This window comes from Polaribacter marinivivus (genome assembly GCF_042651285.1).
Taxonomy (GTDB): domain Bacteria; phylum Bacteroidota; class Bacteroidia; order Flavobacteriales; family Flavobacteriaceae; genus Polaribacter; species Polaribacter marinivivus.
Genome location: NZ_JBHSCY010000001.1, coordinates 1313945 through 1339964 on the forward strand (window position 1 = coordinate 1313945; position 26020 = coordinate 1339964).

Annotated in this window: 23 protein-coding genes, 1 other RNA gene and 1 pseudogene; 13 read left to right on the forward strand and 12 right to left on the reverse strand. The window is 27.8% G+C overall.

The features are described 5' to 3' along the window. Position 1: 1 nt before the first annotated feature. Positions 2-3022: a tetratricopeptide repeat protein gene (locus tag ACFOWD_RS06160; RefSeq protein WP_377408985.1), complete on the reverse strand. Its 3021-nt coding sequence runs from the start codon at positions 3020-3022 to the stop codon at positions 2-4. Between the two features lie 160 nt (positions 3023-3182). Between ACFOWD_RS06160 and ACFOWD_RS06165 the strand changes: the two genes are divergently transcribed. The 3 genes from ACFOWD_RS06165 to ACFOWD_RS06175 are packed head-to-tail and all read left to right on the forward strand — an operon-like array spanning position 3183 to position 5558. Beyond that, complete coding sequence (locus ACFOWD_RS06165; RefSeq protein ID WP_377408987.1) at positions 3183-3869, forward strand: cell division ATP-binding protein FtsE; 687 nt, start codon at positions 3183-3185, stop codon at positions 3867-3869. Then, positions 3869-4753, forward strand: coding sequence for a glycosyltransferase family 2 protein (locus tag ACFOWD_RS06170; protein ID WP_377408989.1), 885 nt, complete (start codon positions 3869-3871; stop codon positions 4751-4753). The genes ACFOWD_RS06165 and ACFOWD_RS06170 overlap by 1 nt, the downstream gene beginning before the upstream one ends. Beyond that, positions 4743-5558 (forward strand): 2OG-Fe(II) oxygenase, encoded by an 816-nt coding sequence (locus ACFOWD_RS06175; protein WP_377408991.1) that lies wholly within the window; start codon positions 4743-4745, stop codon positions 5556-5558. Before ACFOWD_RS06170 ends, ACFOWD_RS06175 begins: the two co-directional genes overlap by 11 nt. On the opposite strand, the gene ACFOWD_RS06180 is transcribed toward ACFOWD_RS06175, so the two are convergent. Further along, complete coding sequence (locus tag ACFOWD_RS06180; protein ID WP_377408993.1) at positions 5559-6644, reverse strand: glycosyltransferase; 1086 nt, start codon at positions 6642-6644, stop codon at positions 5559-5561. 286 nt (positions 6645-6930) lie between these two features. On the opposite strand from ACFOWD_RS06180, the gene ACFOWD_RS06185 reads away from it, so the two are divergent. Beyond that, entirely contained in the window at positions 6931-7743 is an 813-nt protein-coding gene (locus ACFOWD_RS06185) for a GLPGLI family protein (protein ID WP_377408995.1), read from the forward strand. Positions 7744-7800: 57 nt separating this feature from the next. On the opposite strand, the gene ssrA is transcribed toward ACFOWD_RS06185, so the two are convergent. After that, positions 7801-8194: a transfer-messenger RNA gene (gene ssrA, locus ACFOWD_RS06190) on the reverse strand. Positions 8195-8343: 149 nt separating this feature from the next. On the opposite strand from ssrA, the gene ACFOWD_RS06195 reads away from it, so the two are divergent. From ACFOWD_RS06195 to ACFOWD_RS06210, 4 genes and pseudogenes are all read left to right on the forward strand, one after another. Beyond that, positions 8344-9552 (forward strand): NAD(P)-dependent oxidoreductase, encoded by a 1209-nt coding sequence (locus ACFOWD_RS06195; protein WP_377408997.1) that lies wholly within the window; start codon positions 8344-8346, stop codon positions 9550-9552. 135 nt (positions 9553-9687) lie between these two features. After that, a pseudogene (locus ACFOWD_RS06200) lies at positions 9688-9912 on the forward strand (DUF3820 family protein). Between the two features lie 55 nt (positions 9913-9967). Then, positions 9968-10849 carry a mechanosensitive ion channel family protein gene (locus ACFOWD_RS06205; RefSeq protein ID WP_377408999.1) on the forward strand — a complete coding sequence of 294 codons (882 nt, stop codon included), beginning with the start codon at positions 9968-9970 and terminating at the stop codon, positions 10847-10849. A gap of 48 nt (positions 10850-10897) precedes the next feature. Then, the gene (locus ACFOWD_RS06210; protein ID WP_377409001.1) at positions 10898-12109 is read left to right on the forward strand and encodes a mechanosensitive ion channel family protein; all 1212 of its coding nucleotides are present in this window, start codon (positions 10898-10900) and stop codon (positions 12107-12109) included. Here ACFOWD_RS06210 and ACFOWD_RS06215 read toward each other — a convergent pair. Next, positions 12106-12669 carry a hypothetical protein gene (locus ACFOWD_RS06215; RefSeq protein WP_377409002.1) on the reverse strand — a complete coding sequence of 188 codons (564 nt, stop codon included), beginning with the start codon at positions 12667-12669 and terminating at the stop codon, positions 12106-12108. The genes ACFOWD_RS06210 and ACFOWD_RS06215 overlap by 4 nt on opposite strands. Before the next feature lie 31 nt (positions 12670-12700). On the opposite strand from ACFOWD_RS06215, the gene ACFOWD_RS06220 reads away from it, so the two are divergent. Next, positions 12701-13072 (forward strand): DUF1801 domain-containing protein, encoded by a 372-nt coding sequence (locus ACFOWD_RS06220; RefSeq protein WP_377409003.1) that lies wholly within the window; start codon positions 12701-12703, stop codon positions 13070-13072. Between the two features lie 2 nt (positions 13073-13074). Here ACFOWD_RS06220 and ACFOWD_RS06225 read toward each other — a convergent pair whose 3' ends face one another. After that, complete coding sequence (locus ACFOWD_RS06225; RefSeq protein ID WP_377409006.1) at positions 13075-14025, reverse strand: transglutaminase domain-containing protein; 951 nt, start codon at positions 14023-14025, stop codon at positions 13075-13077. A gap of 39 nt (positions 14026-14064) precedes the next feature. Continuing rightward, positions 14065-14883, reverse strand: a complete 819-nt coding sequence (gene kdsA / locus ACFOWD_RS06230) for a 3-deoxy-8-phosphooctulonate synthase (protein WP_377409008.1) — start codon at positions 14881-14883, stop codon at positions 14065-14067. A 66-nt stretch (positions 14884-14949) separates the two neighbouring features. On the opposite strand from kdsA, the gene ACFOWD_RS06235 reads away from it, so the two are divergent. Together ACFOWD_RS06235 and ACFOWD_RS06240 are read left to right on the forward strand one after the other, a co-directional pair. Then, positions 14950-15975 carry a M28 family peptidase gene (locus tag ACFOWD_RS06235; protein WP_377409010.1) on the forward strand — a complete coding sequence of 342 codons (1026 nt, stop codon included), beginning with the start codon at positions 14950-14952 and terminating at the stop codon, positions 15973-15975. Positions 15976-15979: 4 nt separating this feature from the next. Then, the gene (locus ACFOWD_RS06240) at positions 15980-16498 is read left to right on the forward strand and encodes a DUF4136 domain-containing protein (protein ID WP_377409012.1); all 519 of its coding nucleotides are present in this window, start codon (positions 15980-15982) and stop codon (positions 16496-16498) included. Between the two features lie 33 nt (positions 16499-16531). Here ACFOWD_RS06240 and ACFOWD_RS06245 read toward each other — a convergent pair whose 3' ends face one another. Further along, positions 16532-16978: a hypothetical protein gene (locus tag ACFOWD_RS06245; protein ID WP_377409014.1), complete on the reverse strand. Its 447-nt coding sequence runs from the start codon at positions 16976-16978 to the stop codon at positions 16532-16534. A gap of 168 nt (positions 16979-17146) precedes the next feature. Here ACFOWD_RS06245 and ACFOWD_RS06250 point away from each other — a divergent pair, with 168 nt between their 5' ends. Continuing rightward, on the forward strand, positions 17147-18508 hold the full coding sequence (locus ACFOWD_RS06250) for a UDP-N-acetylmuramate--L-alanine ligase (protein WP_377409016.1): 1362 nt from the start codon (positions 17147-17149) through the stop codon (positions 18506-18508). Here ACFOWD_RS06250 and ACFOWD_RS06255 read toward each other — a convergent pair. From ACFOWD_RS06255 to trkA, 5 genes are all read right to left on the reverse strand, one after another. After that, positions 18505-19644, reverse strand: a complete 1140-nt coding sequence (locus ACFOWD_RS06255; protein WP_377409018.1) for a hypothetical protein — start codon at positions 19642-19644, stop codon at positions 18505-18507. The genes ACFOWD_RS06250 and ACFOWD_RS06255 overlap by 4 nt on opposite strands. 83 nt (positions 19645-19727) lie before the next feature. Beyond that, positions 19728-19892, reverse strand: a complete 165-nt coding sequence (locus ACFOWD_RS06260) for a hypothetical protein (protein ID WP_298992027.1) — start codon at positions 19890-19892, stop codon at positions 19728-19730. A gap of 22 nt (positions 19893-19914) precedes the next feature. After that, positions 19915-22206 carry a T9SS type A sorting domain-containing protein gene (locus tag ACFOWD_RS06265; RefSeq protein WP_377409020.1) on the reverse strand — a complete coding sequence of 764 codons (2292 nt, stop codon included), beginning with the start codon at positions 22204-22206 and terminating at the stop codon, positions 19915-19917. Between the two features lie 135 nt (positions 22207-22341). Continuing rightward, positions 22342-23841 (reverse strand): TrkH family potassium uptake protein, encoded by a 1500-nt coding sequence (locus tag ACFOWD_RS06270; protein ID WP_377409022.1) that lies wholly within the window; start codon positions 23839-23841, stop codon positions 22342-22344. After that, positions 23841-25187, reverse strand: a complete 1347-nt coding sequence (trkA, locus tag ACFOWD_RS06275; RefSeq protein WP_298992036.1) for a Trk system potassium transporter TrkA — start codon at positions 25185-25187, stop codon at positions 23841-23843. Before trkA ends, ACFOWD_RS06270 begins: the two co-directional genes overlap by 1 nt. A gap of 114 nt (positions 25188-25301) precedes the next feature. Here trkA and radC point away from each other — a divergent pair, with 114 nt between their 5' ends. Beyond that, positions 25302-25988, forward strand: coding sequence for a RadC family protein (radC, locus tag ACFOWD_RS06280; protein WP_377409024.1), 687 nt, complete (start codon positions 25302-25304; stop codon positions 25986-25988). Positions 25989-26020 lie beyond the last annotated feature (32 nt).

A 26020-nucleotide genomic window follows, 5' to 3' on the forward strand; every position in this document is an offset into this window, starting at 1 on the left:
TTTAGTTTTTTGGTGTTACAGAATTATTAGTTTTGGCTTCGTTGGTTTTTATTAAATCTAGTTCAGCTTGAGCTTCTTTTACAATATCTTCAAACTGAGGAAAGTTTTTAATTATATTTTCTAAAATAAAGGTAGCTTGATAAGCATCTTTTAAATTGTAATAGTTTTTACCCATTATTACGTAACTTTTTACTCCCCAGTATTTGTAATTAGAGTAATCTGCAATTAATTTCTGAATTACTTTATTAGAACCTTCATAATCTTTTTCTATACTTTTAAAATATGCATTGTAGAATAATGTTTCAGCTTTTAGTTCTCCAGTAGCAATACTTTCTAAATTTTCGTAATATTCTTTTGAAGTAGAAAAATCTTCTGTAATAAAACTTATTCTAGCAATTATTTTTTTGGCATCAAACTCTAAATCTTCACTTAGTTTTTTAGTAGATAAAACTTTTTTTGCATAATCTAAGGCTAATTTGTTTTCTTCTGTTTTAGCATAAGATTTCATTAAATTACTTTTTGCAAAAAGTAGATTTTCTGTAGCATAAGCTTCTTTTTCTAATTCTATTAAAACAGGAATTGCACTATTATAATCTTCTTTTTCTAAGTAAATCTGAGAAGTTTTTGCAAGAGCATCTTCTCTAAATTCACTTATTCCAGCCTCTAAAACTTCATTATATTTTTTTAGAGCATCATCATATAGTTTTTCTTTAAAAAGAACATCAGCTAAATAATAAGTAGCTTTTAAACTGTTTTTTCCTTTTGGAAAACTTCGTAAATATTTTTTTAAACTTAAGATTGTTGCATTTGTTTTTCCTTCAAAATATCTTTTTTCAGCAATAGAGAAAGAAGTGTTTTCTAACTCATTATCAGATACTTCAACAAAACTTAAAGTTTTAGTCCAAGCTACATAATCGTCTAAACGATCTTCATCTACATATATATTTTTTGCGTTTCTAACTGCTTGAAGTGCATCTGAAGAATTAGGGAATTTTGTTGCTGCTAATTTAAATTTATTTAAAGCTTGTTTGTTTTGGTTATCATTGTAATACAACAGTCCTTGACGAACTAAAGCTTTTGATAAAAAATTACTATCTGGGTATTTATTAAACAATCTATCATAAGCTTGATGAGCTTTTGTATTATCTTTTATTTTTGTGTAAGTACTTGCTAATTGATAAAGAGCATCATCTTTTAATGAGGAAATTTGATAGTTATTAATCACTTTTTTTAATGCATCAATTTTTGCATTATCATCATTCATAAAACCATAACTCATCCCAATTTGATATTGTGCATAATCTGCTTGAGAAGCTTCGTTACTAATTACATTTTGATAAGCGTTTATAGCACTTTTATATTCTCTGTTGGCATAATAGCTATCACCTAATCTTACAAAAGCATCATATTTAACTTCTTCTTGTATACCTGTATTTTTAGTTGCTTTATTAAATGATGCAGAAGCTTTATCATATTCTTCTAACTTAAAATAAGCATAGCCAACATTATAATCAATTAAAGGGAATGAATTATCTTTTACTAACCTCTTTAATTGGTTAAATTTAAATAAAGCATCTTGATATTTTTCTAATCTATACAAAGTCTCAGCTTCCCAATATTTTGCTTTGTCACTTATATTTTTAATGCCAGATGCAGTACTTTTATTGAAGTAAGGTAATGCTTCTGCTATTTTTTTTTCATTAAATAATTGAATACCCCTGTATAAAGAAACTTCTAAAGAAAGTGCATAGTTATCTTTTGTATTCTTCTTTTTTAAATAATTTAAAGCTCCTTCATAATTTTTATCATGAATATAAGATGAAACTACTAATTCATTAATCTCTTTGTAAGCTTTAGAGTTAGGGTAGTTCTTTAAATAATCTTGTAAAACATCTGCAACATCTTTGTAAGGATTACCAGATTCATAGCTCAATTTAGCATAATTTAGAGCAGCATCTTCTTTAATTTGAAGATTAAAATTCATTTCACTAGCAGCTTTAAATGCATTTAGAGCTTCATTTTTTTTATCTGTATTTAGATAACATTCAGCTAAATGATAGTAGGCGTTTTGTGATACTGCATTTTTTTTATCGATAATTCTGTTAAAAAATCTTATAGCATTTTCAAAATCATTTTGTTTGTAATAGGCATAACCAACTTGATAATAATCTGTGTTATTCCATTTACCCATTTTACCTTTATATTCAAGTAAATAAGGTATAGCTTCATCATATTTTTTTAAATTAAAAAAGCTTTCACCAATAATTTTGGAAATTTCTGAAGCTTCTTTTCTTTTAGCATCTTTTAGTAATTCTTTTCCAACTTCTATACATCTGTCAAACTTACCAGCTTTAAAACTGATATCTAATAAGTAGTAAGAAATTTCAGCTTTATAAGATTCGTTATCAGCAATTTCTTTTAACGTTGACTCTGCAATGCCATAATCTTCTAATTTATAAGCAATAAAACCATAATAATAACGAGAATCATTACCATATTTAGCATCATTAATTAAAGGTAAAAATTTATCTTTTGCTAATGCTAATTTATTGGCAACTAACAAACCATAACCCATTTTAAAATTAAGTTCTTTTTGATTTTCTTTAGATATCAAATCCATATTTACTTTTTGATACCACTTTAAAGCATGTGCAGCTTTTTTATTTGAAAAATAATAGTTGCCTACATTAAAATAAGCTTTATTTTTTTTACTACTAGCTGGGTTTTCTTCAACAAAACGTAATACTTTTTTATCAGCATCAGTTTGATTTAGTTTTATAGCACACATAGCATCAAAATAAGATGCATCTGAATGTAATGATGTGTTTTTATCAGCATCCTGAAGCACTTTTTCGAAGGTTTTTTGTGCAGCAGCATAAGATTTATTATTGTATAATTTTAATGCACTATTAAATTCAGAATTAGTATTTACATCAATATTAGATTGTTGAGCTTTTACATAAAAAGCTGACATAAAAATGATTAAAACTAATAACTTTCTTTTTATAGAAATGGGTTTCATACAATTGATTTTGTGCTCATAGCTAGTAACGAAATTTTTTAGCGATTGTTGGATGTAAATCAAAAAAAACTAAAAATTAGTATATCAAAATTAATAATAATCTCGTTTTATTGTTGAAAAATGAAACGAAAATTTTAAGTTTGTGAAAACTACTTTTTTTATGGAAAATTCAGTTTTACATCTAGAGAATGCAGATATTTATCAAAGAGATAATTTAGTTTTATCTAAAGTAAATTTAAAGATAGATACTGGAGATTTTTACTACTTGATTGGAAAAACAGGAAGTGGAAAAAGTAGTCTTATGAAAACACTTTATGGTGATTTACGTTTGCAAAGAGGTACAGGAACTATTGTTGGTTTTGATTTAAAAAAATTAAAAGAAAAAGACATCCCTTTTTTAAGAAGAAAAATCGGGATTGTATTTCAAGATTTTAAATTGTTAAATGATAGAAACGTTTTTGATAACTTAGAATTTGTTTTAAAAGCTACTGGTTGGAAAAACAAAGAAGAACGTAAAGCAAAAATTAACGAAGTTTTAGAAAAAGTAGGTATGCAAAAGCAGTACTACAAAAAAACTTTTGAACTTTCTGGAGGTGAACAACAAAGAGTCGCAATTGCAAGGGCTTTGTTAAACGATCCTGAGTTAATTTTAGCTGATGAGCCTACAGGAAATTTAGATCCGAAAACTTCTTTAGAAGTTATGCATTTACTGAATGAAATTCATAAAAGTGGGAAAACTATTTTAATGGCAACTCATGATTATCAACTTATCGTAAAATTTAAGCACAAAACCATTAAAGTTGAAGCTGGTGAGTTGTTTGAAGTTGCACAACAAGCAAAGGTATAATGCTTTCTGTACTTATTCCTATCTACAACTATAATGCTCTACCATTAGTAGAGTTACTTCAAAAACAACTTATAAAAGAACAAATTACTTTTGAAATAATTTGTCTAGATGATGCTTCAAATTCTAGTCTTAATCCAATTAATGATAAAATAAATCTGCTTGAAAATTGTAGTTTCTCAGTTTTAAAAGATAATTTAGGAAGAAGTGCTATTCGAAATTTACTTGCAAAAAAAGCAAAATATAGTTGGTTACTCTTTTTAGACGGAGATGTATTACCTGTAAATACAAACTTTATAAAAACCTATATAGACGAAACTAAAAAAAGTAGATTTACTGTTTTTTGTGGTGGAATTAAATATGAAAGAAACCCAAAAACTAAAGGATTGTTACATGTAAAACATGGCTTAAAAAATGAAGAAATATCAGCAAGGTTAAGAAATAAAAAACCTTATAAATACTTTTTTACTTCTAATTTTTTGATTGATAAAGGTATTTTTAAAACCATTAAATTTGAAGAAAAATTGACTAAATATGGTAGAGAAGATTTTTTGTTTGCACTTGCATTAAAAAATGAAAACTTTAAAATTCATCATATTTCTAATGAAATTTATCATCTTGGTTTAGAAAGTGATGAAAGCTTTGTTGCCAAAACAAAACAAGCTATGAAAAACTTATATTTTCTAAATCAAGAAAACTTAATTTCATCTAATGAAACCATTTTATTAAAAATTTTAAAGCTTTTACAAACTTTAAGAATTTCAAACTTTATTGGAAAATTGAATCCTTATTTTGAAGATAAAGCAATTAGGAAGAAATCTTTATTTTATCTAAATTGTTTAAAAGTCTCATATTTGTGTCATCTAAAAGCGAATAATGAAATTTAGAAAAGACATAGCAAATTTAATTTTTGATAAAATTAATATCAATAAAGAGGATTTAAAAAATCAATTTGAAGCCTCAAAAAAAGAGATTGGATTTTTCTTTTTAGATGATTTATTACCTAAAGAATTTGCACTTGAGATTTATAAAAAATTCCCTAGAATAGAAGAGACTGTAAAGAGAAAAAGTTTTAGAGAGTTAAAGCATACAGCTTATCAAATGGATAAATATGATGCTTTATTAGAAGAAGTTATTTATGCTTTTCAAGACATTAGAATTGTAAAATTAGTAGGAGAGATATGTGAAATCGAAGAAATTTCTGCTGATGAAAAATTATATGCAGGAGGTTTGTCTTTAATGGGTAAAGAAAATTTTTTAAATCCTCATTTAGATAATTCTCATGATAAAGATAGAGATAGATGGCGAGTTTTAAATTTGTTGTATTATGTTACTCCAAATTGGGAGTTAGAAAATGGTGGAAATTTAGAGATTTGGCCAAAAGGTATTAAAGATAAACAGACAACAATTGAAAGTAAATTTAATAGATTAGTTGTTATGGCTACTCATCAAAAATCATGGCATTCAGTTAGTAAAGTAGAAGTTGATGCTATAAGATGTTGTGTGTCTAATTATTACTTTTCTTCAACACCATTGTTAAATTCAGATACTTTTCATGTAACTACCTTTAGAGGAAGGCCTTCAGAAAAAATTAAAGATTTTGTACTTCAAATTGATAACAGAATCAGGCAATCTTTAAGAGTTTTATTTAAAAAAGGTGTTAGAGAAAATCCACATCAATACAAAAAATAGTTAAGAAAGATTATTGAATATTGATAATAACTCTTGTTCTTGATTTTCCCAAATTAATTCTTTTCTCGCTTTTTCTAAAGCTATACTATAATCCTTTTCTGACATAGACTCAATTTGTTTAGCAATACTTTTAGGATTTCTATTTATTAAAATCTCACCAACTTTATAATCTTTTATAATTTGTTTCATTTCTGGTAAATTAGAAACTAAAATGGGTACTTCTGCTTGTATATAATCAAATATTTTATTGGGTAGTGCATATCTGTAATTTAATCCTAAGTCTTCTTCAAAGCTAATACCTAAACTTGCAAGTGGAGTTAATTTGTGAAGTTCTCTAGGTTCAATTCTTCCTAAAAATTTCACTTTAGCTTGTAAACTTTTCAATTCAACTAAATTTTGTAATTCTTTAGTTAAATTTCCAGAACCAATAATTATTAATAAGTGGTTATTAAGAAACTTCATAGATTCTATCATTAATTCTAATCCTCTCCCTAAATTTATAGCTCCTTGATAAATAATAATTTTTTTACCTTGAGTATTAAAAGGAAATTTACCTAAATCAATTGTTTTTGAATTTGGTAAATTTTTAATAGTATTAAAATTCGTGTTGTACTTTTCTTTATAATATCTAGCTATACTATCGCAAACTGTATAGTTGTTTTTTAATTTTGGTAAAATATTACTTTCTAAAAATGTCCAAACTTTTTTCACTAAAGGTCTTTTTACTAATTCAGGAACTTCAGGAAACAACTCATGACTATCGTAAACTAATTTTTTGTTTTGAAGCTTACTTACTAAGTAATTTGGTAGTAAAGTGTCTAAGTCATTAGATAGTAGTATATCTTTTTTAGAAAAAAGCAGTAAACTAAAAAGACGAATGTTATATTCAGCATAAAATAAAAAACCGTTGTTAAAAAATAGTTTAAAGCGTTTGGTTTTATAAGCTCTATTTAAAGGCTTACTATTTTTTAAAAGTCTACCAACAAGTAAAATGTTGAATCCATTTTTAACTAAGGTGCTACATACCTTTTCAACTCTTTGATCTGTTGATAAATCATTCGTTACAGAAACTATAATTCTTTGCAATTTCTATCTTCTTTAAATGCAATATAAAAATAAAAAACCCACTCCTAAGTAAGAAGTGGGAAAATTGCTATGAAAAAGAAAGATAAGAATGTTCTTATCTATTTATTAGAACGTATTTTATATTTAAAACTTACATGCTTGACTATATTTAACATATATTTTTGATATTTTTAGAATAGTAGATAAATGCTTTAATAGGTTGATAATTAAATAATTGTTAAAATTTATAATACACATCTAAAAATGTTTAATAAAAACATATATTTGTTAGACAAAATTTAACCAAATGAAATCACTTATCAAAAAAACGCTACTTTCTATTTTTATAATATTTATATCAATAAATTTTTACGGTCAGAGTTTCCAAGGAAAAGCTGTATACAAGTCTAAAACTAAAATGGAGCTTGGAAATTGGGGAGCAAGAATGAGCGAAGGTCAAAAAAAACAAATAGCTGCTAGATTAAAAAATAGATTAGAAAAAACATACATTTTAACTTTTAACATGCAAGAAGCAATGTTTTTAGAAGATGAGAAAATCGATGCTATTTCTGGTGCAACAGATTCTTGGGGTAGTTATTTCTCTAGAGGAGATCAATATAAAAATGTAAAAGAAAATAAATTAATTCAAGCTCAAGAATTTTATGGTAAACGTTTTATAGTAAAAGACGATTTATATAAAATAAATTGGGAAATGGGCTCAGAAACCAAAAAGATTGGTCAATATACTTGTTACAAAGCAAAAGCTTTTGTTCCAAAAAATGAATTAGAATGGTATAATTTTTCTTGGAGTGATTTAAGAAATACTGATAAAAAGCCAGAAGAAAATTTAGAAATTGTTGAAGCTTGGTATACACCACAAATTCCAGTTTCTCAAGGGCCAGCAGAATTCTGGGGTTTACCTGGTTTAATCTTAGAAGTAAGTTCTGGTGGAACCACATTATTATGTACTGAAATTGAAATTAATAACAAGCAGCAAGTTGCTATAGAAGCACCAACAAAAGGAACAGAAATTACTAAAAATGATTATGCATCAACTGTAAAGAAAAAGATGATGGAGATGAGAACAAATAGAATGGGTAGATCTAGAAGAAGTAGATAATTCAGTTTTAATATATTTAAAAAAAAAATCCGTAACTAAATAGTTACGGATTTTTTTTTGTGGAGACGCCGAGAATCGAACTCGGGTCCAAACAAGCAGCCAATAAGCTTTCTACATATTTAGTTCTTACTTAGTTTTCGTTGTAAAGCTGATTAAGAACAACCTACTTTACACTTAACTTCTTAAATTTCAAAAACCTAACGAAGTAATAGGTTTTCTATGTTTACTTTTACGATGCCCAAAAATGAAACGCCGTAAACCAAGGCTTTTCGTGGACATAAAGCTTGCTCACCTAGTGAGCCGAGGCTTAATCTTACTATAATTCAGATTAGGCAGCTAAAGCGTAGTTATCTTCGCCGTTTATAATTTTGAAATAAGTTTTACAAGTATCATTTCACTCCTTGATATGCTTACCAATTCACTGACCTTGCTGTCAAAACCAGTCGTCCCCAAATTGTCAAAGAACATTTTTACTATAAAAATGTGGATTGCAAAAGTATAAAAAATACTGTTGTCTATCCTTAGAAAATCTAATATCTTAGAGCAAAATTTATACCAAATGGTATAAGTTGGTATTCAGAATTTTATAAAAAACATCAAATGAAGTTTGGCATCATCAAAGAACGTAAAAATCCACCTGATAGAAGAGTTGTTTTCTCACCTAAAAAACTTAAAGAATTACAAGAAAAATTTCCAACTGCTAAAATTGAAGTAGAAAGTTCAGATATTCGAGTTTTTACAGATGAAGAATATACAAAAGAGAATATTCAAGTGTCTAAAGATATGACTGTTTGTGATGTTCTTTTAGGTGTAAAGGAAGTACCAGTAGATGCTTTAATACCAAATAAAAAATACTTTTTTTTTAGCCACACTATTAAAAAGCAACCTTATAATAGAAATTTACTTAAAGCAATTTTAGACAAAAACATAGAGTTGTACGATCATGAAACCATTACAAAAGAAAACGGAATGCGTTTAATTGGTTTTGGAAGATATGCTGGTATTGTTGGTGCATATAATGGCTTTAGAGCTATTGGGTTAACTACTAAATCTTTTCAATTACCTAAAGGAGAAACTTTAGATAGTAAAAAAGAATTAATTAAGGAGTTACAAAAAATTACACTAAGTAATAAGTTTAAAATATTACTTACAGGAAATGGTAAAGTAGCTTATGGAGCAAAAGAAATGTTAGATGCAATGAACATAATACAAGTTTCTGTAGATGAGTATCTATCTAAAACTTTTAACGAAGTTGTGTATTGCATGATAGATGTTTTAGATTATAACAAACGAAAAGATGGACAAATAATAGACAATTTAGATTTTTATAATCATCCAGAATCTTATGAATCTAATTTTATGCGTTTTGCAGAAGTTACAGACTTTTTTATTGCTGGGCACTTTTTTGGAGATGGTTCTCCTTATTTATTTACTAGAGAAGATGCTAAAAAACAAAATTTTAAAATAAAATATGTTGCAGATATTTCTTGTGATATAGATGGCCCAGTTGCTTCTACAATAAGACCATCAACCATAGCAGAACCTATTTATGGGTATCATCCTAAAAAAGAGAAAGAAGTAAATTACACAGATAAAGACGCAATTGTTGTAATGGCTGTAGATAATTTACCATGTGAATTACCAAAAGATGCTAGTGAAGGATTTGGAGAAATGTTTTTAGAAAATGTTATTCCTGCTTTTTTTAATAATGATAAAGATGGAGTTTTAGCTCGTGCAAAAATGACAGAGAATGGTAAGCTTACAGAACGTTTTTCGTATCTTCAAGATTATATAGATAGTAAAGAATAATTTAGTTATTCGTTTATGGTTTTTAGTTGTTGGTCTTTAACGACAGTCTGTTCGAGTAATTTTGAGTAAAGAGAAATTGTATCGAGAACTTAGTATTTAATTTCATAATTATTTAAGAAAGATTACATTGCTCTAATGGAAAATAATCACCAACTGTTAATAGAATTAGCTAAAGCCAAAATGCCCTTTGGTAAATTTAAAAACAGCTTTTTAATTGATTTACCAGAAGCTTATTTAGTTTGGTTTAAAAACCAAGGTTTCCCAAATGGGTAGTTAGGGAAACAAATGGCTAGTATTTATGAAATAAAAATCAATGGTTTAGAGGATATTGTGAGAAAAATTCAAAAAGACTTTTTATAAAATATTTTATATTGGAAAATAATTTACATTTGTTCGAGTTTTATTATTTAGATTTATGGAAATCAATGAAATACTAAATCATCCAATTTTTACCAAAACTGCATCTATTTTTTTGCTGTTTGTAATTGTGTATATCATTGTAAAAGTTTTACAAAAAGCTACATTCAAGATTGCAAAAGACAATAGTTCTAAATACAAATTCAAAAAATTAATTAACTTTTTAGGTTACGTATTATTTGTGTTTGGTATTATGTATATTTTTAATACTAAACTTTCTGGTATTGGAACTGCGTTAGGTGTTGCAGGTGCAGGTATTGCATTTGCTTTACAAGAAGTAATTGTAAGTGTTGCAGGTTATGTAACAGTGTTTACAAGCAACTTTTACAAAGTAGGTGATCGTGTAAAGTTGGGTGGTATAAAGGGTGATGTTATTGATATAGGTTTGTTAAGAACCACTTTAATGGAAATTGGAGATTGGGTAAATGGGGATTTATATAATGGTAAAATGGTACGTGTTGCCAATAGTTTTGTATTTAAAGAACCTGTTTACAATTACTCTGGTGATTTCCCTTTTTTGTGGGATGAAATTACAATACCTGTAAAAACTGATGGTGATTATCACTATGCAAAAGATACTTTTTTAACTATTTTAGAAAGTGAGGTAGGTGATTTTGCAAAAACTTCACAAACTGCTTGGGATAAAATGATTGGTACTTATGCCATTGAGAATGCTAGTGTTGCACCAATGGTAACTATGACATTTGATGAAAACTGGATAACCTTTACTTTGAGATACGTTGTTGATTTCAAGTCACGAAGAAGTACAAAATCTGTGTTATTTGATAAAATCTTATCTGCAATTAAAACATCAAAAGGTAAAATAGAAGTAGCTTCTGCAGCTTTTGAAATTACTGCTTTTCCTAAAAAAGAGGACTAATTAAAAATTAAGTATTTTTACTCTTATAACAATTTAAACTAATCATTTATGCTATTGAACTATGTATATTTTGGACTTTCCATTTTAGGACTCATACTATTTTTCTTTCTTATAGGAAAGTTTTTTAAGTGGTTGCAATCTAAAGCAGATAAAATAGATAGAAATGTATTATTTAAGAAGAAAGAAGTAGCTAAGCTTTTTAAATTTATTACTCCAAGAAGAGAAAAGCATATCATAAAGTTTGCAATTCGTATTTTAAGGATATCAATCAGTCTTTTTTTCTTAATTATCTATTTGCCTTTTGTTTTTAAATTTTTACCTGAAACAAAAGAATACGCAGATAAAGTTTTAGAGTATGTTATGAAACCTGTTTATTTTTTAATTGATGGTTTCTTAGAATTTTTACCAGGATTTTTCTTTATAATCGTTATTGTTTTTATAACTAAATATCTACTAAAATTTTTAAAATATTTAACTGGTGAGTTAGAGAGAGAGGCAGTTAGATTAGATGGATTTCATGCAGATTGGGCAAAACCAACTTTTAATTTAGTGAGAATTGTAGTTATTGCATTTGCAGCAATTATATGTTTTCCATACATACCTGGTTCTGGATCAGATGCTTTTAAAGGGGTTTCAATATTTTTTGGAGTATTATTTTCTTTAGGTTCTACATCAGCAATTTCTAATATTGTTGCAGGTATTGTAATTACGTATATGAGACCTTTTAAACTTGGAGATAGAGTAGAAATAGGAGATACAGTTGGTGATGTAACAGAAAGAAGCTTATTAGTAACAAGGGTAAGAACTATTAAAAATTTAGATGTAACAGTGCCAAATTCTACAATATTGGGTAATCATATCATAAATTTTAGTAAAAATGCAGCAGAAGAGGTAGGTATAATTTTACATACATCTGTTACTATAGGGTATGATGTGCCAAGTGGAGATGTTATAAAATCACTGATTAAAGGAGCAAAAAGTACAGATATGATTTTACAAAAGCCAGAGCCATTTGTATTAGTAAAAAGTTTAGATGATTTCTATATTAATTACGAAATAAATTGCCATACAAAGACTCCTGAAAAATCAGCTATAATCTATTCATTATTGCATGAGAATATAAAAAATGAGATGCATAATGCTGGTATAGAAATTCTTTCTCCTCATTATAATGCAGTTAGAGATGGAAATTCATTAACAGTTCCACCAGAAAATATACCAAAAGACTATAAAAAAACGGGTTTTAAAATTGGAGATTAATGTTTTACAACAACTCCATAAGTAATATGCGTAATTCCTAAAATAAATAATGAAGAATACCAATAGCTAGGGATAACAATACACAAGGCTGCCAACAAAACACTTACTAAAGAAATAATTAAAATATTTTTTCTTGATTTATGCTTCAAAAAAAACAAGAATATTCCATATAATATTAAAAAAGAAGGTGTTATAAAATCTACATAGCCTAAATTCTTTAAACTAATAAGAATAGTAAAAGTTGATATTAAAAAAATCACATAAACTAATAAAGCCTTTTTAGTTTTACTGTTAAAAATTTTATGTTGAAATCGTCTAGAAGCTCTTCTAGCTTTAAAATATAAAGCCATTGAAGAAAATAAGAAAGTTAAAATTAGTATTGAAATTACAGCGATTTCTATTATTTCTACAGACAACATTCCAGCTGGGTTATCATCTATTAAAAAACCAGTTAAGATATTTTTAATCAAATAAGCAGCAATTAAAACATAGATGCCTATTTGAATACTGGCAAAACCTTTTAAAGAAAAATTGACTTCGAAATTATCGTGTTTACTCATATTTTTTTTAACTTTCGTAAATATACAAAAAATGAAACCTGCTGAAGAATACATTTTAAGTCAACCAGAACCTTTTAGATCTATATTACTTCATTTACAAATTTTAATTGAAACTTCTTTTCCTGAGGTAGAGCTTCAATTTAAATGGAAAATCCCTTTTTATTATTTAGATAACAAGCCTTTTTGTTATTTAAATCCTTCTAAAAAGAAAGGTTTTGTAGATGTTGCTTTTTGGGTTTCTGCACATCTAACTAAATATAATGAATACTTAGTTTCAGAAAATAGAAAAGTTGTAAAATCGTTAAGATACTTTAAGTTAGAAGATATTAATGAAGAGGTTTTACTTTCAGTTTTAGATGAAGCTCATCAATTAAAAGAAAAAGGTTTTTACAAAAGAGATTAGCTTTAATAAACAAGATTAAATTGAACTGCATTTCTGTTTTTAATAAAAAATATTAAAGTTGTTTTTCTTTTTGGATTTTCAATACTAACTATCGATTTTTCACCTTTCTTTATGATTTTGGCTTTTTTTAAGTACTTCTCTCCAGAAAGTAAATAATACAAAGATTCGTTTAAGCCTATAAATTCAAACTCTAAATTCGCTTTATTTCTAACGTTGATAATACCATTGGTAGGATTTTTCAATTCAATACCAGAACTTAAAAACGTATTATTATATATAGGTTGATTGTAGAATTCTTCTTTAGTCATTCTACCAAAACGTAATACCCAAATAGTCTCTTCTGGAAAGTGTGTTTTAAAAATTTTATCTTTAGGGATATTATAGTAATAATTATCAAACTCTTTAACCCATTTTCTATTTAGCTCATAACCAGCAGCCCAAGTTGCATCTAAAATAATCCATTCATTATTTAATTTTACAGCATTCCAAGCATGGTTAGTATTATGTCTAATTTTACCAATTTCATTGGCATTATTTCTTACATAACCCTTAATTACAGTGCTTTCTATCTGTAATAAATCGTATATTTTTTTTAGAGATTGTGCATACTCTTCACAAACACCTTTTTTAGAGATAAAAGTTTTAATTACTAGATTATCTACAAGGGTCTGTAATTTTTGTTTTTTATCTTCTTCAGAAGAATAATAAAAACTGTATCGTCTTTGAGTTGGCTTATAATACTCTTTTAAATTATACCTAATATTTGTAGCAATCCAATAAAATGAAGCTCTAATTTTATCAGAGTCAGAAGTAAAATCAGCACTAATTTTATTTACTAAATCTTCTACTTTAGAAAATTTTGGGTATGCTTTTACAATGTTATCAACTTTACTAAAGTCTTGTGAGTAAGAATTTAAAGTTATAGTAAGGAATAAAAATAAAAGTTGTTTCATAATATGTAAATAAACAACTTTTATGCCTAAAAATTGTGGTTATAAATTATTTACAGTTTTTCTTATAGCTACTAAGTTGGTAAGTAACTTTTCTAAATTATTTAAATGTAACATATTAGCACCATCACTTTTTGCATTAGCAGGGTCAAAGTGAGTTTCTATAAATAAACCATCTACATTATTTACAACTCCAGCTCTAGAAATAGTTTCTATCATTTCTGGTCTACCTCCAGTAACACCAACTGTTTGGTTTGGTTGTTGTAAAGAGTGAGTAACATCTAAAATTGTAGGAGCAAATTCACGCATTTCTGGTATTCCTCTAAAATCTACAATCATATCTTGATAACCAAACATGGTTCCTCTATCTGTAATCCAAGCTTTATTAGATCCAGCATCTTTTACTTTTTGTACAGCATGTTTCATGGCACCTGGACTCATAAATTGCCCTTTTTTTAAGTTAACAACTTTACCAGTTTTTGCAGCAGCTACTACCAAGTCTGTTTGTCTTACTAAAAAGGCAGGTATTTGTAAAACATCTACATAGGCTGCAGCTTTAGCAGCATCAGAAACTTCATGAATATCTGTTACTGTAGGTACATTAAAAGTTTCAGAAACTTTACGCAATATTTTTAAAGCTTTTTCATCACCAATTCCTGTAAAACTATCAATTCTACTTCTGTTTGCTTTTTTAAAACTTCCTTTAAAAATATAAGGAATCTCTAATTTATCAGTAATAGAAATCACTTTTTCAGCTATTCTTAAAGCCATTTCTTCACCTTCTATAGCACAGGGTCCAGCCAATAAGAAAAAATTATTTGAGTTTACGTGTTTAATATTTGGAATTTCAGATAAAATCATTGGTAAAATTTTAGGCAAAAATAAGGAATTAAATTAGTTATATTTATAGCATAAATAGTTTTAAAAATGATGAGAACAATTAAAATACTTTTAATAAGTATACTTTTTATAGCAAGTAGTTGTAAAATTACTCAAACAGGAAAATCTGGCAATGATGGTAAAGATGGAGTAAAAAAAGAGGATATATCTACTTCTGCTTTTTTTATTGATTCTACTTTGGTAAAAAAGCATTTATATACATTGGCTTCTGATGAAATGGAAGGTAGAAGATCTGGAACCAAGGGTATTGAAAAAGCAGCTCAGTATATAGAAAATGAGTTTAAAAGAATTGGCTTAACCAATTTTGAAGGACTTGACAGTTATAGACAAACATTCACTTTTACAAACAGAAGGTTTAAAAAAGAAATTGAAAGCGCAAATATTATTGGTGTTTTAGAAGGTAAAAGCAAAAAAGATGAATATGTTATTATTTCTGCACATTATGATCATTTAGGAATAGGTAAACCTGTAGAAGGAGATTCAATTTATAATGGGGCAAATGATGATGCATCTGGAGTAACTGGTGTTTTAGCTTTGGCAGATTATTTTAAAAAAGTGGGTAATGAAAGAACCATTGTTTTTGCTGCTTTTACAGCAGAAGAAATGGGTTTAATTGGTTCTACTCATTTTGGTAAAGGTATAGATGCAGATAAGTTTGTAGCAGGCATTAATTTAGAAATGATAGGAAAAACACCAAGTTTTGGTCCAAATACTGCTTGGCTAACTGGTTTTGAACGTTCAGATTTTGGTAAAATAGTTCAAAAAAACTTAGAAGGTTCAGGGTATCAATTGTTTCCAGATCCGTATAAAAATTTCAATTTATTTTTTAGATCAGATAACGCTTCTTTAGCAAGATTAGGAGTTCCTTCTCACACATTTTCTACAACAGCAATAGATGTTGATAAAGATTATCATAAAGTTACAGATGAAGCAGAGACTTTAAATATGACTGTGATTACACAAACCATTCAAGCTGTAGCAAAAGGCACTAAAAGTATTATTGATGGAAAAGATACACCAACAAGAGTTGTAATTGTAGAAAGAAAAAAATAAGAAAATGAAATTTTTAAAATTTTTAATAGTAGTTTTTTTATTTGGTTGTTCTTCTTCTAAAGTGATGACAGATTATGATAAAACTATAGATTTATCAAAATTCAAATCTTATAACTTTTATGAAGATATAGGAAAAGGATTAAATGAATTAGATGTAAAACGTGTTACTTCTGCTTTAGATTCTGTGCTTATTTCATCAGGATTTAAAAAACAAGACACTTCAGATTTTTTAATAAATGTAATTGTAAATTATTCTGAATTACAAACTACAAATACCATTAATATTGGATTTGGAAATGGGGGAATAGGTGTTGGTGGAGGAATACCAATAGGAGGTAAAAAAATTAATGAAGAGTTAATTGTTGAGTTTGTAAATGCAAAAACAAATACACTTTTTTGGGAAGGTGTTTTAAATTCTAAAGTATCAGAAAAAAGAAAACCAGATGCAAAAACAAATCATTACAAAAAGGTTATTCAACAAATTTTAAATGAATATCCTTTAATAAAAAAAACCTCTAAATAAAATTTAGAGGTTTTTTTATGATTAATTCTTTATTTAGAATTGATATCTAACAGATATAGCAACATCAGAATTTAACCCATCTAATTCACCAGTAATTCCTATTTCTGGTCTATAGTCTATAGATAATAAAATTGGTGCACTAAAATTGTACTCTATTCCAATAACTCCAGAACCATAAACTCCAGTTCCTTTATTAGAAACAATACCACCACCAAAACCTGCATACCAGTTAAATTGGTTTTCTAAATTCCAAACCCATTGATATAAAGCAGTGGCTTTAAAATCATTAAACTCATTTGCTAATCCTAAATCAATTTCTAGTCTATTATTGCTACCTAATGCTTTTTGATATGAAATTTCACCTCCAATTCCATTTCCTCCTCCAAAACGTATACCTATTGCATTGTCAGAAACATCTTGTGCATTAGAAGATAATATAGCTGCAAAAACTAAACTAAAAACTAAAATTACTTTTTTCATGATTATAAATATTTTATGATTCTTTAACAAAAATATAGAATTTTTGAGTTGAAATTTAACTCATAAGCAATTTAAAATGATTTATATGATAAAAGTTATCGTTATTAAAAATACATTTTAGATCATTACTTTAGTAAGCTTTTGTATTTTTACTGTTCAAATTTATATATGAAAATTCATTTTATAGCTATAGGAGGAAGTGCAATGCATAATCTTGCCATTGCTTTGCATCAAAAAGGATATGAGGTTTCTGGAAGTGATGATACGATTCATGATCCATCAAAATCAAGACTAGAAAAGTATGGGTTGTTACCTAAAACTTTTGGTTGGTTTCCAGAAAAAATTTCTAATAGTTTAGATGTAATTATTTTAGGAATGCATGCAAAAATTGATAATCCAGAATTATTAAAAGCGCAAGAGTTAGGACTTAAAATTTATTCTTATCCAGAGTTTTTATTTGAACAATCTAAAGATAAAACAAGAGTTGTTATTGGAGGTTCACATGGTAAAACAACCATAACTTCTATGATTTTACATGTATTAAATTATCATGAAAGAGAAGTAGATTACATGGTTGGTGCACAATTAGATGGTTTTGAAACTATGGTGCATCTTACCACTGATAACGAATTTATCGTTTTAGAAGGCGATGAATATTTAAGTTCACCTATAGATATGCGTCCTAAATTTCACTTATACAAACCAAACATAGCATTGTTAAGTGGTATTGCTTGGGATCATATTAATGTTTTTCCAACTTTTGAAAATTATAAAGAGCAATTTTCAATTTTTACAGACTCTTTAACAAATGGAGGAAGTATGGTGTATAATGAAGAAGATGAGAATGTAGTTGATGTTGTCGAAAATTCAACTAATCACATTAAAAAATATCCTTATAGAACTCCAGATCATTTTATTGATAATGGTATCACTTATTTAGAAACAACATCAGGTGACTTGCCTTTAGAAATTTTTGGAAAACATAATTTACAAAATTTAGCTGGTGCTAAATGGATATGTCAGCATATGGGTATTGATGAAGATGACTTTTATGAAGCAATAGCAAGTTTTAAAGGTGCAAGTAAACGATTAGAAAAAATTGCTGAAAATAATGACACAGTTATCTTTAAAGATTTTGCACATTCACCTTCTAAAGTTTCAGCAACAACAAAAGCTGTAAAAGAGCAATACTCAGAAAGAACAGTTTTAGCTTGTTTAGAGCTGCATACGTATTCTAGCTTAAATGCAGAATTTTTAGAGCAGTATAAAGGCGCATTAGATTATGCAGATAAAGCTGTTGTTTTCTTTTCACCTCATGCAGTAAAAATTAAAAAATTAGATGAGGTTTCAGAAGCTCAAATTGCAAATGCTTTTCAAAGAGATGATTTAATTATTTATACAAACCCGCAAGAATTTAAAGATTTTCTATTCTCTCAAAATTTAGAAAAAACAGCTTTGGTTTTAATGAGTTCTGGTAATTATGGAGGATTAGATTTTGACGATGTTAAAAAAGTAGTTAATAATAATTAAAATAATTCATCATTAAAGATTTTAGTAACTAGATCTATCATTTCTTCATTTTTAGAATAGGTTAAACTGTAACAGTTTAATTTAGAAAACCAGTCTAAAAAAATAGCTGCATTTTCTTTATTTGGAGAAAGCCAAGAATCTGGGACTAATTGTTGAAAAGCTTCTAATTTAGAAATTTCTGAAAAATTAAGTTTAGCATCTTTTTCATACTTTATAAATATTAATTCTTTACAAGGTAAATGTTGTGTAAAATCGGTATTGTTAGGTTTTAAAAAACGTACAATTTTATTTAATCTTTCAAAATTATATTCTGCTGTAGTTTCGAGTTCTGGATAAATGGGTAGTAAAGTTTCTAAGCTGTTTTTTTTTATAGATATAGCTGCTGGAAAACTATATACTTCTTGCTCTTTTTCATCAATAGGTACAAAATCGTCTGCTAAACAGGTAAAACCATTAGCTTGTAATAAAGCTAAAGAAGTACTTTTTCCATTTCCAGAATCTCCTAAAAATAGTATAGCTTTTTTATCATTACTTAAAGCAGAGGCATGAAAAACACCCATCCATTCACTTTCTTCTTTATGATGAATTTTTTGAATTAATTCCATTGAAAATTTCCCTTGAAAATAATGAATATCATTTCTAGACCAAGAACCTATAATGTGATTATTAACCGTTAAAAAAGTATAATTATGTTTGGTGAAAACATCGAAAGCATGATGATAATCAGTTGTTTTTTTAGTTTCTAAGTGAGAAAATTTAGGGTGAATTAAGTAAAGCTCATTTTCACTAAAAAATGATACTTTAAAAATAATATTATTTACCTGATAAAATTTAACGTATTCAAAGCTATCAGGTTTTTTAACATCTCTATGATCATTAATAATTGACCTGTCTTTTTTAGTTTTAGATTTTAAAAAACGACGTTTTATATCTAAAATAAAATCAATAGTTTTTTCTTCTGGAGCATCAATTTTTTTAGATAAGGCTTTTGCAATATCTTTTATAGGAATCTCTTTGTATAGTCTTTTTATGATATCTGCAGTAATATTTTCTAATACTACATATTGATTTTCGTTACTGCACCAAGTTACAGTTTTACCCTCTATAGCCTTAAATAAAAAGTCTTGATTCTTCATTAATTTTTTATAATATCAATTATGAAATATAATAAAAATGCCTCAAAATATTTGAGGCATTTTTATTAAAATAAATTTATTATTTAAAACCCTGTTCCTGGTGCTGAAGGGCTAGCTGCTTGAGCTTTTTTTGGATTTAAAATTAGATATGTACCTAAAGCAGTTAATGCAGCATATTTTCCGTAATTACCTATTTTTTTAATAGCTTCTTTACGTGTAATTTCTTCCGTTTTTTTATGGTTTTTCATGTTATTAATTTTAAGCTATTAATTATTTTAATACAATTTTCTTATTAATTTTCCCTTTTTCAGTAGCTACTTGAACAATATAAACTCCTGTATTTAAATTAGGCAAAGAAATATCTGAATTACCTTTTGAAGAAAAAGAATGGTCTAAAACTTTTTTCCCTAAAATAGAATAGATTTTAATTGAAGCATTATTACTGTTAATACCTGAAACTCTTAATGAGTTTTTATCTAATTGATAGATATTAGTACCTTCTAAAGTAATATCATTTGTACTTAAAGCACTACTAGATTTTGTATGCAAATAAAAACGACCAAATCCATTTGTTTTTTCAGTTAAGGTAATACTGTAATTACTATTTGTTTCGTCTAGTCTTGTATAAGTGTCTTTTAATCTATCTTCTAAATATACATTAATACCATTAGGTAAGTTTAAAGCTTCAATAGTAAATTCAATGTTTAAACCTGAGTCTGCATTAATACCAATTGGTATTACCATATTTTCATAATCTGAATCTGGTAATGATTGAATAGCAAGTTTTTCTCCTTGACTATTTGTTACTAACCCAGAATATATAATGAAACTATTATCTCCACCACCAAAAATTGAACTGTCATAACCATTATCAAATCCAGTAGAAGTGCCATTTATATAATAAAGTTCAGTATTATCTGAATTACTACTATTTGTTATAAATACTTTAATTTCTGGACGACTACTTTTATTAAATACTTCAGTAGATTGATGACTTTGCATACTTTCTTTAAAGTCAATCTTCGTATCACCAAAACCACCTTTAGTTTTTAAGAAAAAACCTTGAGTAGGAGATATATAACGAGCAGGTGAACTTTGATTTACTGTTATGTATTTTGTTTGAGATTGATCCCAAAACCAAATAGTTGCTTCTGCTAATTCATCTTGTCCTGTTGCAGAATTAACAGTTAAAATATTATTGTTTGCATCAGCATTTTTGTTGGCAGGAATAAAAGAAGGGTATGGGTTGCCATATACCCAGTAATTTTCTGTCGTATCAAAAGTGCTAGGAGCATAATCAGAAGTTGGCATTTGACCAGTAAAAACTAAATCACCAGCCTTACTCGTTTTAACGGTAAAACCAAGACCTGAGGTGAAATTAGCAGAATTATATGTCCATCCATCACTATAAGTTCCAATTGCAAATTGTGTTCCTCCAACACCACCTTGTGGAATAAATCCAAATCCATCTCCTGCGTTGTTAAGAAAATCTGTAGAATTTTCACCAACAACTGGGCTAGAAACTAAATACCATTTATCTGTTGTTGCTATACTTCTAATATATTTTAGATCACCAGTAGAAGTTCCATGTACAATTAATGAACTACCACTATTTAAAATAAAACTATCATTATCAGTTATAGTTAAATTTCCATTAACTGTTAAAGCATTTCCACTATTTATGGTTAATGTTTCACCAGTTTGTAATGTTAGATTACCAGCTAAAGCTTCTGTACCTGAGCTAATTACTGGAGCATTTGTAACATTTGGGATTGTTACTAAAGAAGAAGTGGTTGGTATTCCATTATCCCAGTTTCCTGCTAAATTCCATACACTACTTGTAGTACCTGTCCAGTTTGTTGTATTTATGGTAAAGGCTTCTTGAGAAAAAGGAAGAAGAGACTCACCATCAGAACTAGATGTAGTCCAATTACCATTTGTTTCTAATTCTGAATAATATGCTGAGTAAGATGTTTGATTACTTCTTGAACCATTAAAATATCCACCATTTGGAGAAGCACTGTTATCAGCAACAATAATTGAAGAACCAATTACTAACCCAGTGTTTGTAAGTGTAATTCCATCTCCATCAAATGGACCAAGTACAGCACTATTATTACCAATTTGAATAGCAGCAATATAAGTGGTTGGTGTACTAGAATCTGAACCAATAAAAGCAATAATACCATCCTTACTTCCTGAAATATTAAAACTACCACTTCTAGTTATTGATCCAAAAGAAGAACCGAAAGAAGCGTTTGAACCACTGTCAACATCCGTAAAAATAACTATAGTACCTGCTTTTATAATATTACTACCTGAATTCCAGGTAATAACACCTTCACTACCAGCTAGAGCACTGGGTGTACCTACACCAGTTGTTTCATCATCAGTGAAATATATAGTTGTACTTGCAGAGATATCAGCTAAAGCTACAATTGCAAAATCACTATCTCCTCCAGCATTAAAGCCAACAAAAGCAATGTCTCCAGTAGATTGTGCAAAAGAAGAAATACTTAAAAGACAAATAATTAGTACTTTTAAAAAGTTTTTTTGTTTCATAGTAAATTTATTTATGAATTTAATTTACATAAAACTAAAACAAATTATTGAAAACATTGTAGAATTTATCTGAATTTATTTAATTATTAATGATTTCTTAAAAAGAATATCAATTAATTAATAAAAATTTAAAGCTTAATTCTTTCTCCAGAAGAAAGGTGTAAATAAAATAAGCACAGTAAAGAGTTCTAAACGCCCAATTAACATTAAAAAAGAACAAAACCATTTTGCAGATGTAGACAAATGTGCAAAATTATCTACTGGGCTTACAGAACCAATGGCTGGCCCAATATTACCTAAAGAAGAGGCTGCTGCACCTAGTGCAGAAACAAAATCTAACCCTAATAAATTTAAAGTTACAGAAGCCATAATAAAGATAAACATGTATATAATAAAGAAAGACAATATGTTAAATACTATAGTTTGGCTTACAGATTTCCCATCATATCTTACAGGAATAATCGCATTTGGGTGTAACGCTTTTTTAAATTCTAAAAAGCTATTTTTAAGCATTACAATATGCCTTACAACTTTTACTCCTCCACTTGTAGAACCTGCAGAACCTCCTGTAAAAAACAAGGCAAAGAAAATTCCTGTTGCAAAGAAATTCCACATGGTAAAATCTGCTGAAACAAAACCTGTTGTGGTAACCACAGAAGTAACCATAAATAATGAGTGTCTTATAGCGTATTCTAAATCACCAAAAACTTTTGGATGATTGATAGAGGTTTCTAAACTTGGGTCTTGAAAATGATATATTAAAATGATAATTAAAGAAGAGACTCCAATAATCCCAAATAAATAATACCTAAACTCTTCACTTTGAAAAACTTTTTGAATTTTACCTTTTAATGCAAAGTAGGTAAGTACAAAATTTGTACCTGCTACCAACATAAAAAAAGTAATGATATATTGTACAAAAGGTAAGTGGTTATAGTGAGCTATACTTGCATTTTTGGTAGAAAATCCACCAGTGCTAACTGTAGCCATAGCATGATTTAAAGCATCAAACCATGTCATACCAGCAACTTTTAATAGAAAGAATTCAGCAAAAGTTAATACCACATAAATTAAATACAAACGTTTAGCTGTATCAGTAATTCTAGGGTGTAATTTATCTGCTGATGGACCAGGAGCCTCTGCCATAAATAACTGCATACCACCAATACCTAATAATGGTAAAATGGCTATGGTTAAAACAATAATACCCATACCACCAATCCAATGTGTAGCAGATCTCCAAAAGAGAATTCCTTTTGGCATTATTTCGATATCTTTTAAGATAGATGAACCTGTTGTTGAATATCCAGAAATGGTTTCAAAAAAAGCATCAGGTATACTTGGTATTGCTCCTGATAATAAATAAGGTAACATACCTGTAATAGAGAGGGTTAGCCATCCTAAGGTTACAATTAAATACCCTTCTTTCTTTTGGATATTTGTGTTTTTAGGTTTATTAAATAAATATAGTAATAGACCAATAAAAATGGTAATTATACCTGCATTTAAAATTCCCCAAGCTTCATTTTCTTCGTTAAAAAAACTAAAGGGAAAAGCGATAAACATAAATAAACCGTTTAAAATAGCAGTGATGCCTAAAAAACGATATATTATTTTAATGTTTAATGAGTTCATTAATTAAAGAATTTCTCTACTGTAGATATGGCTTCTGGTAAACAAAATACTATTACTTTATCTCCATCTTTTATTTGCATATCACCAAAAGACATTAAAGCTTTTCCATCTCTAATAACACCACCAAAAACAGCTTCTCTAGGAAAACGTAAGTCTTTAATAGGTTTTTCTGTAACCTTAGCTTTGGCTTTTACTTCAAACTCAAAAACTTCTGCATCTATATTATGAAGATTTGCTAATTCTAATATTTTTCCTTTTCTAATGTGTTTAAAAATATTACTAGCAGCAATTAATTTCTTGTTAATAAGAGATTGTATTCCAATGGTTTGAGAAATATCAATATAATCCATGTTTTCTACTAAAGCAATGGTTTTTTTAACTCCTTTAGATTTTGCTACTAAACAAGACATAATATTAGTTTCTGAGTTACCAGTAACTGCAATAAAAGCATCTGTTTCTCTTATGTTTTCTTCTTCTAATAATTCTAAATCTCTTCCATCACCATTAATAACTAACGTATTATTTAGAGTTTCAGCTAAAGTTTCTGCTTTTTCTCTATCTTTTTCAATTAGTTTAACTTTAAAGTTATCTTGACATAAATTTCTGGCAGTTTTTTCTCCAATACTACTACCACCAAGTATCATTACGTTTTTGATATTAAATTGCTTTCTACCAATAATAGGGTAGAGGTCTTTCATACTATAATTTGGCACAGAAAAATAAACCTGATCATCTAATTCATAAACAGTATCTCCTCTAGGAATTATAGTTTGACTAACATTTTCTCTCTTAATAGCAATGGTTATAAAATCTACTTTAGAAAACTTTTGCTTAGCTTCTTTTACTGTTAAATCTACTAAAGGAGATTTGTAATTTAAAGTAGTACCCATTACATTAAACAATCCACTTTCAAACTCAACAGTATCATTAAAAGAAGATTGATTTAAAAGCATCTTTATTTCATTTGCAGCTAATTCTTGAGGAGAAATCATAAAATCTAGCCCAAATTTTGAAAAATCTACTTCACATTCATTTAAGAATTCAGGATTATCAATTCTTGCAATTGTCTTTTTTGCTCCTAAAGATTTACCAATAACAGAAATTGTAAAATTAGTGTTTTGGCTATCTGTTACAGCTATAAGTAAGTCTGCAGAAGAAATACCAATTTCTTTTAATAATTGAATAGAAGTGGCATCACCTTTTTTGGTAATCACATCTAAATGATTGTTGATGTAGTTTAATTTATCACCATCAAAATCTATGATGTATGTATCTTGTGATTCGTAAGAAAGTAGCTTAGCCAAGTGAAAACCAACATCTCCAGCACCTGCTATTATAATTTTCATATATAAGATATAGAAATAGAGTACAAAGATATAAAGTCTTAAGCAGCTTTAATAAAAAAAAGTAGAAATTAACGCACTTTTCTCTTTTTTTGTACTTTTATAAAAATTGCATTTATGAAAAAATTAACCATAAAATCTTGGGCTTTAGATGATAGACCTCGTGAAAAATTAGTTGCTAAAGGTAAAAGTGTTTTGTCTGATGCTGAGCTAATTGCCATATTAATTGGATCAGGTAATAAAGAAGAAAGTGCAGTAGATTTAAGTAAGCGTATTTTAAACTCTGTTAATGGTAATATTAACAAACTAGCTAAATTATCTATAGACGGTTTAACTAGTTTTAAAGGAATTGGTGAAGCTAAAGCAATATCAATAATTACTGCTTTAGAATTAGGTAAACGAAGACAATTTGAAGTCTCTACACAAAAGCCAAAAATAACAAGTAGTAAAGATGCCTTTGATATAATGCAACCAATAATTGGCGATTTACAACACGAAGAATTTTGGGTGGTTTTTTTAAATAACTCTAATAAAGTTTTAGCTAAAGAACAAATAAGTAAAGGAGGTTTAACAGCTACTATTGTAGATGTTAGGTTGTTATTTAAAAAAGCTTTAGAATTAGGAGCTGTGGGTATATTAGTTTGTCATAATCATCCTTCAGAAAAACTAACACCAAGCAATGCAGATAAACAAATTACTCAAAAAATTAAAGAAGCTGGCATTACTTTAGATATAAAACTATTAGACCATTTAATTATAACTGAAAAAGCGTATTTTAGCTTTGCAGACGAAGGTATTTTATAAATTAAATCTATTTTAAAAACTGCAAAATAGAA

Bases quoted from the DNA above. Each gene is read 5' to 3' on its own strand.
- ACFOWD_RS06170 (WP_377408989.1), top strand. From the start codon at position 3,869: ATGCTTTCTGTACTTATTCCTATCTACAACTATAATGCTCTACCATTA.
- radC (WP_377409024.1), top strand. From the start codon at position 25,302: ATGAAAAAATTAACCATAAAATCTTGGGCTTTAGATGATAGACCTCGT.
- ACFOWD_RS06265 (WP_377409020.1), bottom strand. From the start codon at position 22,206: ATGAAACAAAAAAACTTTTTAAAAGTACTAATTATTTGTCTTTTAAGT.
- ACFOWD_RS06175 (WP_377408991.1), top strand. From the start codon at position 4,743: ATGAAATTTAGAAAAGACATAGCAAATTTAATTTTTGATAAAATTAAT.
- ACFOWD_RS06245 (WP_377409014.1), bottom strand. From the start codon at position 16,978: ATGAAAAAAGTAATTTTAGTTTTTAGTTTAGTTTTTGCAGCTATATTA.
- ACFOWD_RS06210 (WP_377409001.1), top strand. From the start codon at position 10,898: ATGCTATTGAACTATGTATATTTTGGACTTTCCATTTTAGGACTCATA.
- ACFOWD_RS06160 (WP_377408985.1), bottom strand. From the start codon at position 3,022: ATGAAACCCATTTCTATAAAAAGAAAGTTATTAGTTTTAATCATTTTT.
- ACFOWD_RS06195 (WP_377408997.1), top strand. From the start codon at position 8,344: ATGAAGTTTGGCATCATCAAAGAACGTAAAAATCCACCTGATAGAAGA.
- ACFOWD_RS06205 (WP_377408999.1), top strand. From the start codon at position 9,968: ATGGAAATCAATGAAATACTAAATCATCCAATTTTTACCAAAACTGCA.
- ACFOWD_RS06225 (WP_377409006.1), bottom strand. From the start codon at position 14,025: ATGAAACAACTTTTATTTTTATTCCTTACTATAACTTTAAATTCTTAC.
- ACFOWD_RS06240 (WP_377409012.1), top strand. From the start codon at position 15,980: ATGAAATTTTTAAAATTTTTAATAGTAGTTTTTTTATTTGGTTGTTCT.
- ACFOWD_RS06270 (WP_377409022.1), bottom strand. From the start codon at position 23,841: ATGAACTCATTAAACATTAAAATAATATATCGTTTTTTAGGCATCACT.
- ACFOWD_RS06220 (WP_377409003.1), top strand. From the start codon at position 12,701: ATGAAACCTGCTGAAGAATACATTTTAAGTCAACCAGAACCTTTTAGA.
- ACFOWD_RS06250 (WP_377409016.1), top strand. From the start codon at position 17,147: ATGAAAATTCATTTTATAGCTATAGGAGGAAGTGCAATGCATAATCTT.
- ACFOWD_RS06185 (WP_377408995.1), top strand. From the start codon at position 6,931: ATGAAATCACTTATCAAAAAAACGCTACTTTCTATTTTTATAATATTT.
- trkA (WP_298992036.1), bottom strand. From the start codon at position 25,187: ATGAAAATTATAATAGCAGGTGCTGGAGATGTTGGTTTTCACTTGGCT.
- ACFOWD_RS06255 (WP_377409018.1), bottom strand. From the start codon at position 19,644: ATGAAGAATCAAGACTTTTTATTTAAGGCTATAGAGGGTAAAACTGTA.
- ACFOWD_RS06260 (WP_298992027.1), bottom strand. From the start codon at position 19,892: ATGAAAAACCATAAAAAAACGGAAGAAATTACACGTAAAGAAGCTATT.
- ACFOWD_RS06235 (WP_377409010.1), top strand. From the start codon at position 14,950: ATGATGAGAACAATTAAAATACTTTTAATAAGTATACTTTTTATAGCA.
- ACFOWD_RS06165 (WP_377408987.1), top strand. From the start codon at position 3,183: ATGGAAAATTCAGTTTTACATCTAGAGAATGCAGATATTTATCAAAGA.
- kdsA (WP_377409008.1), bottom strand. From the start codon at position 14,883: ATGATTTTATCTGAAATTCCAAATATTAAACACGTAAACTCAAATAAT.
- ACFOWD_RS06215 (WP_377409002.1), bottom strand. From the start codon at position 12,669: ATGAGTAAACACGATAATTTCGAAGTCAATTTTTCTTTAAAAGGTTTT.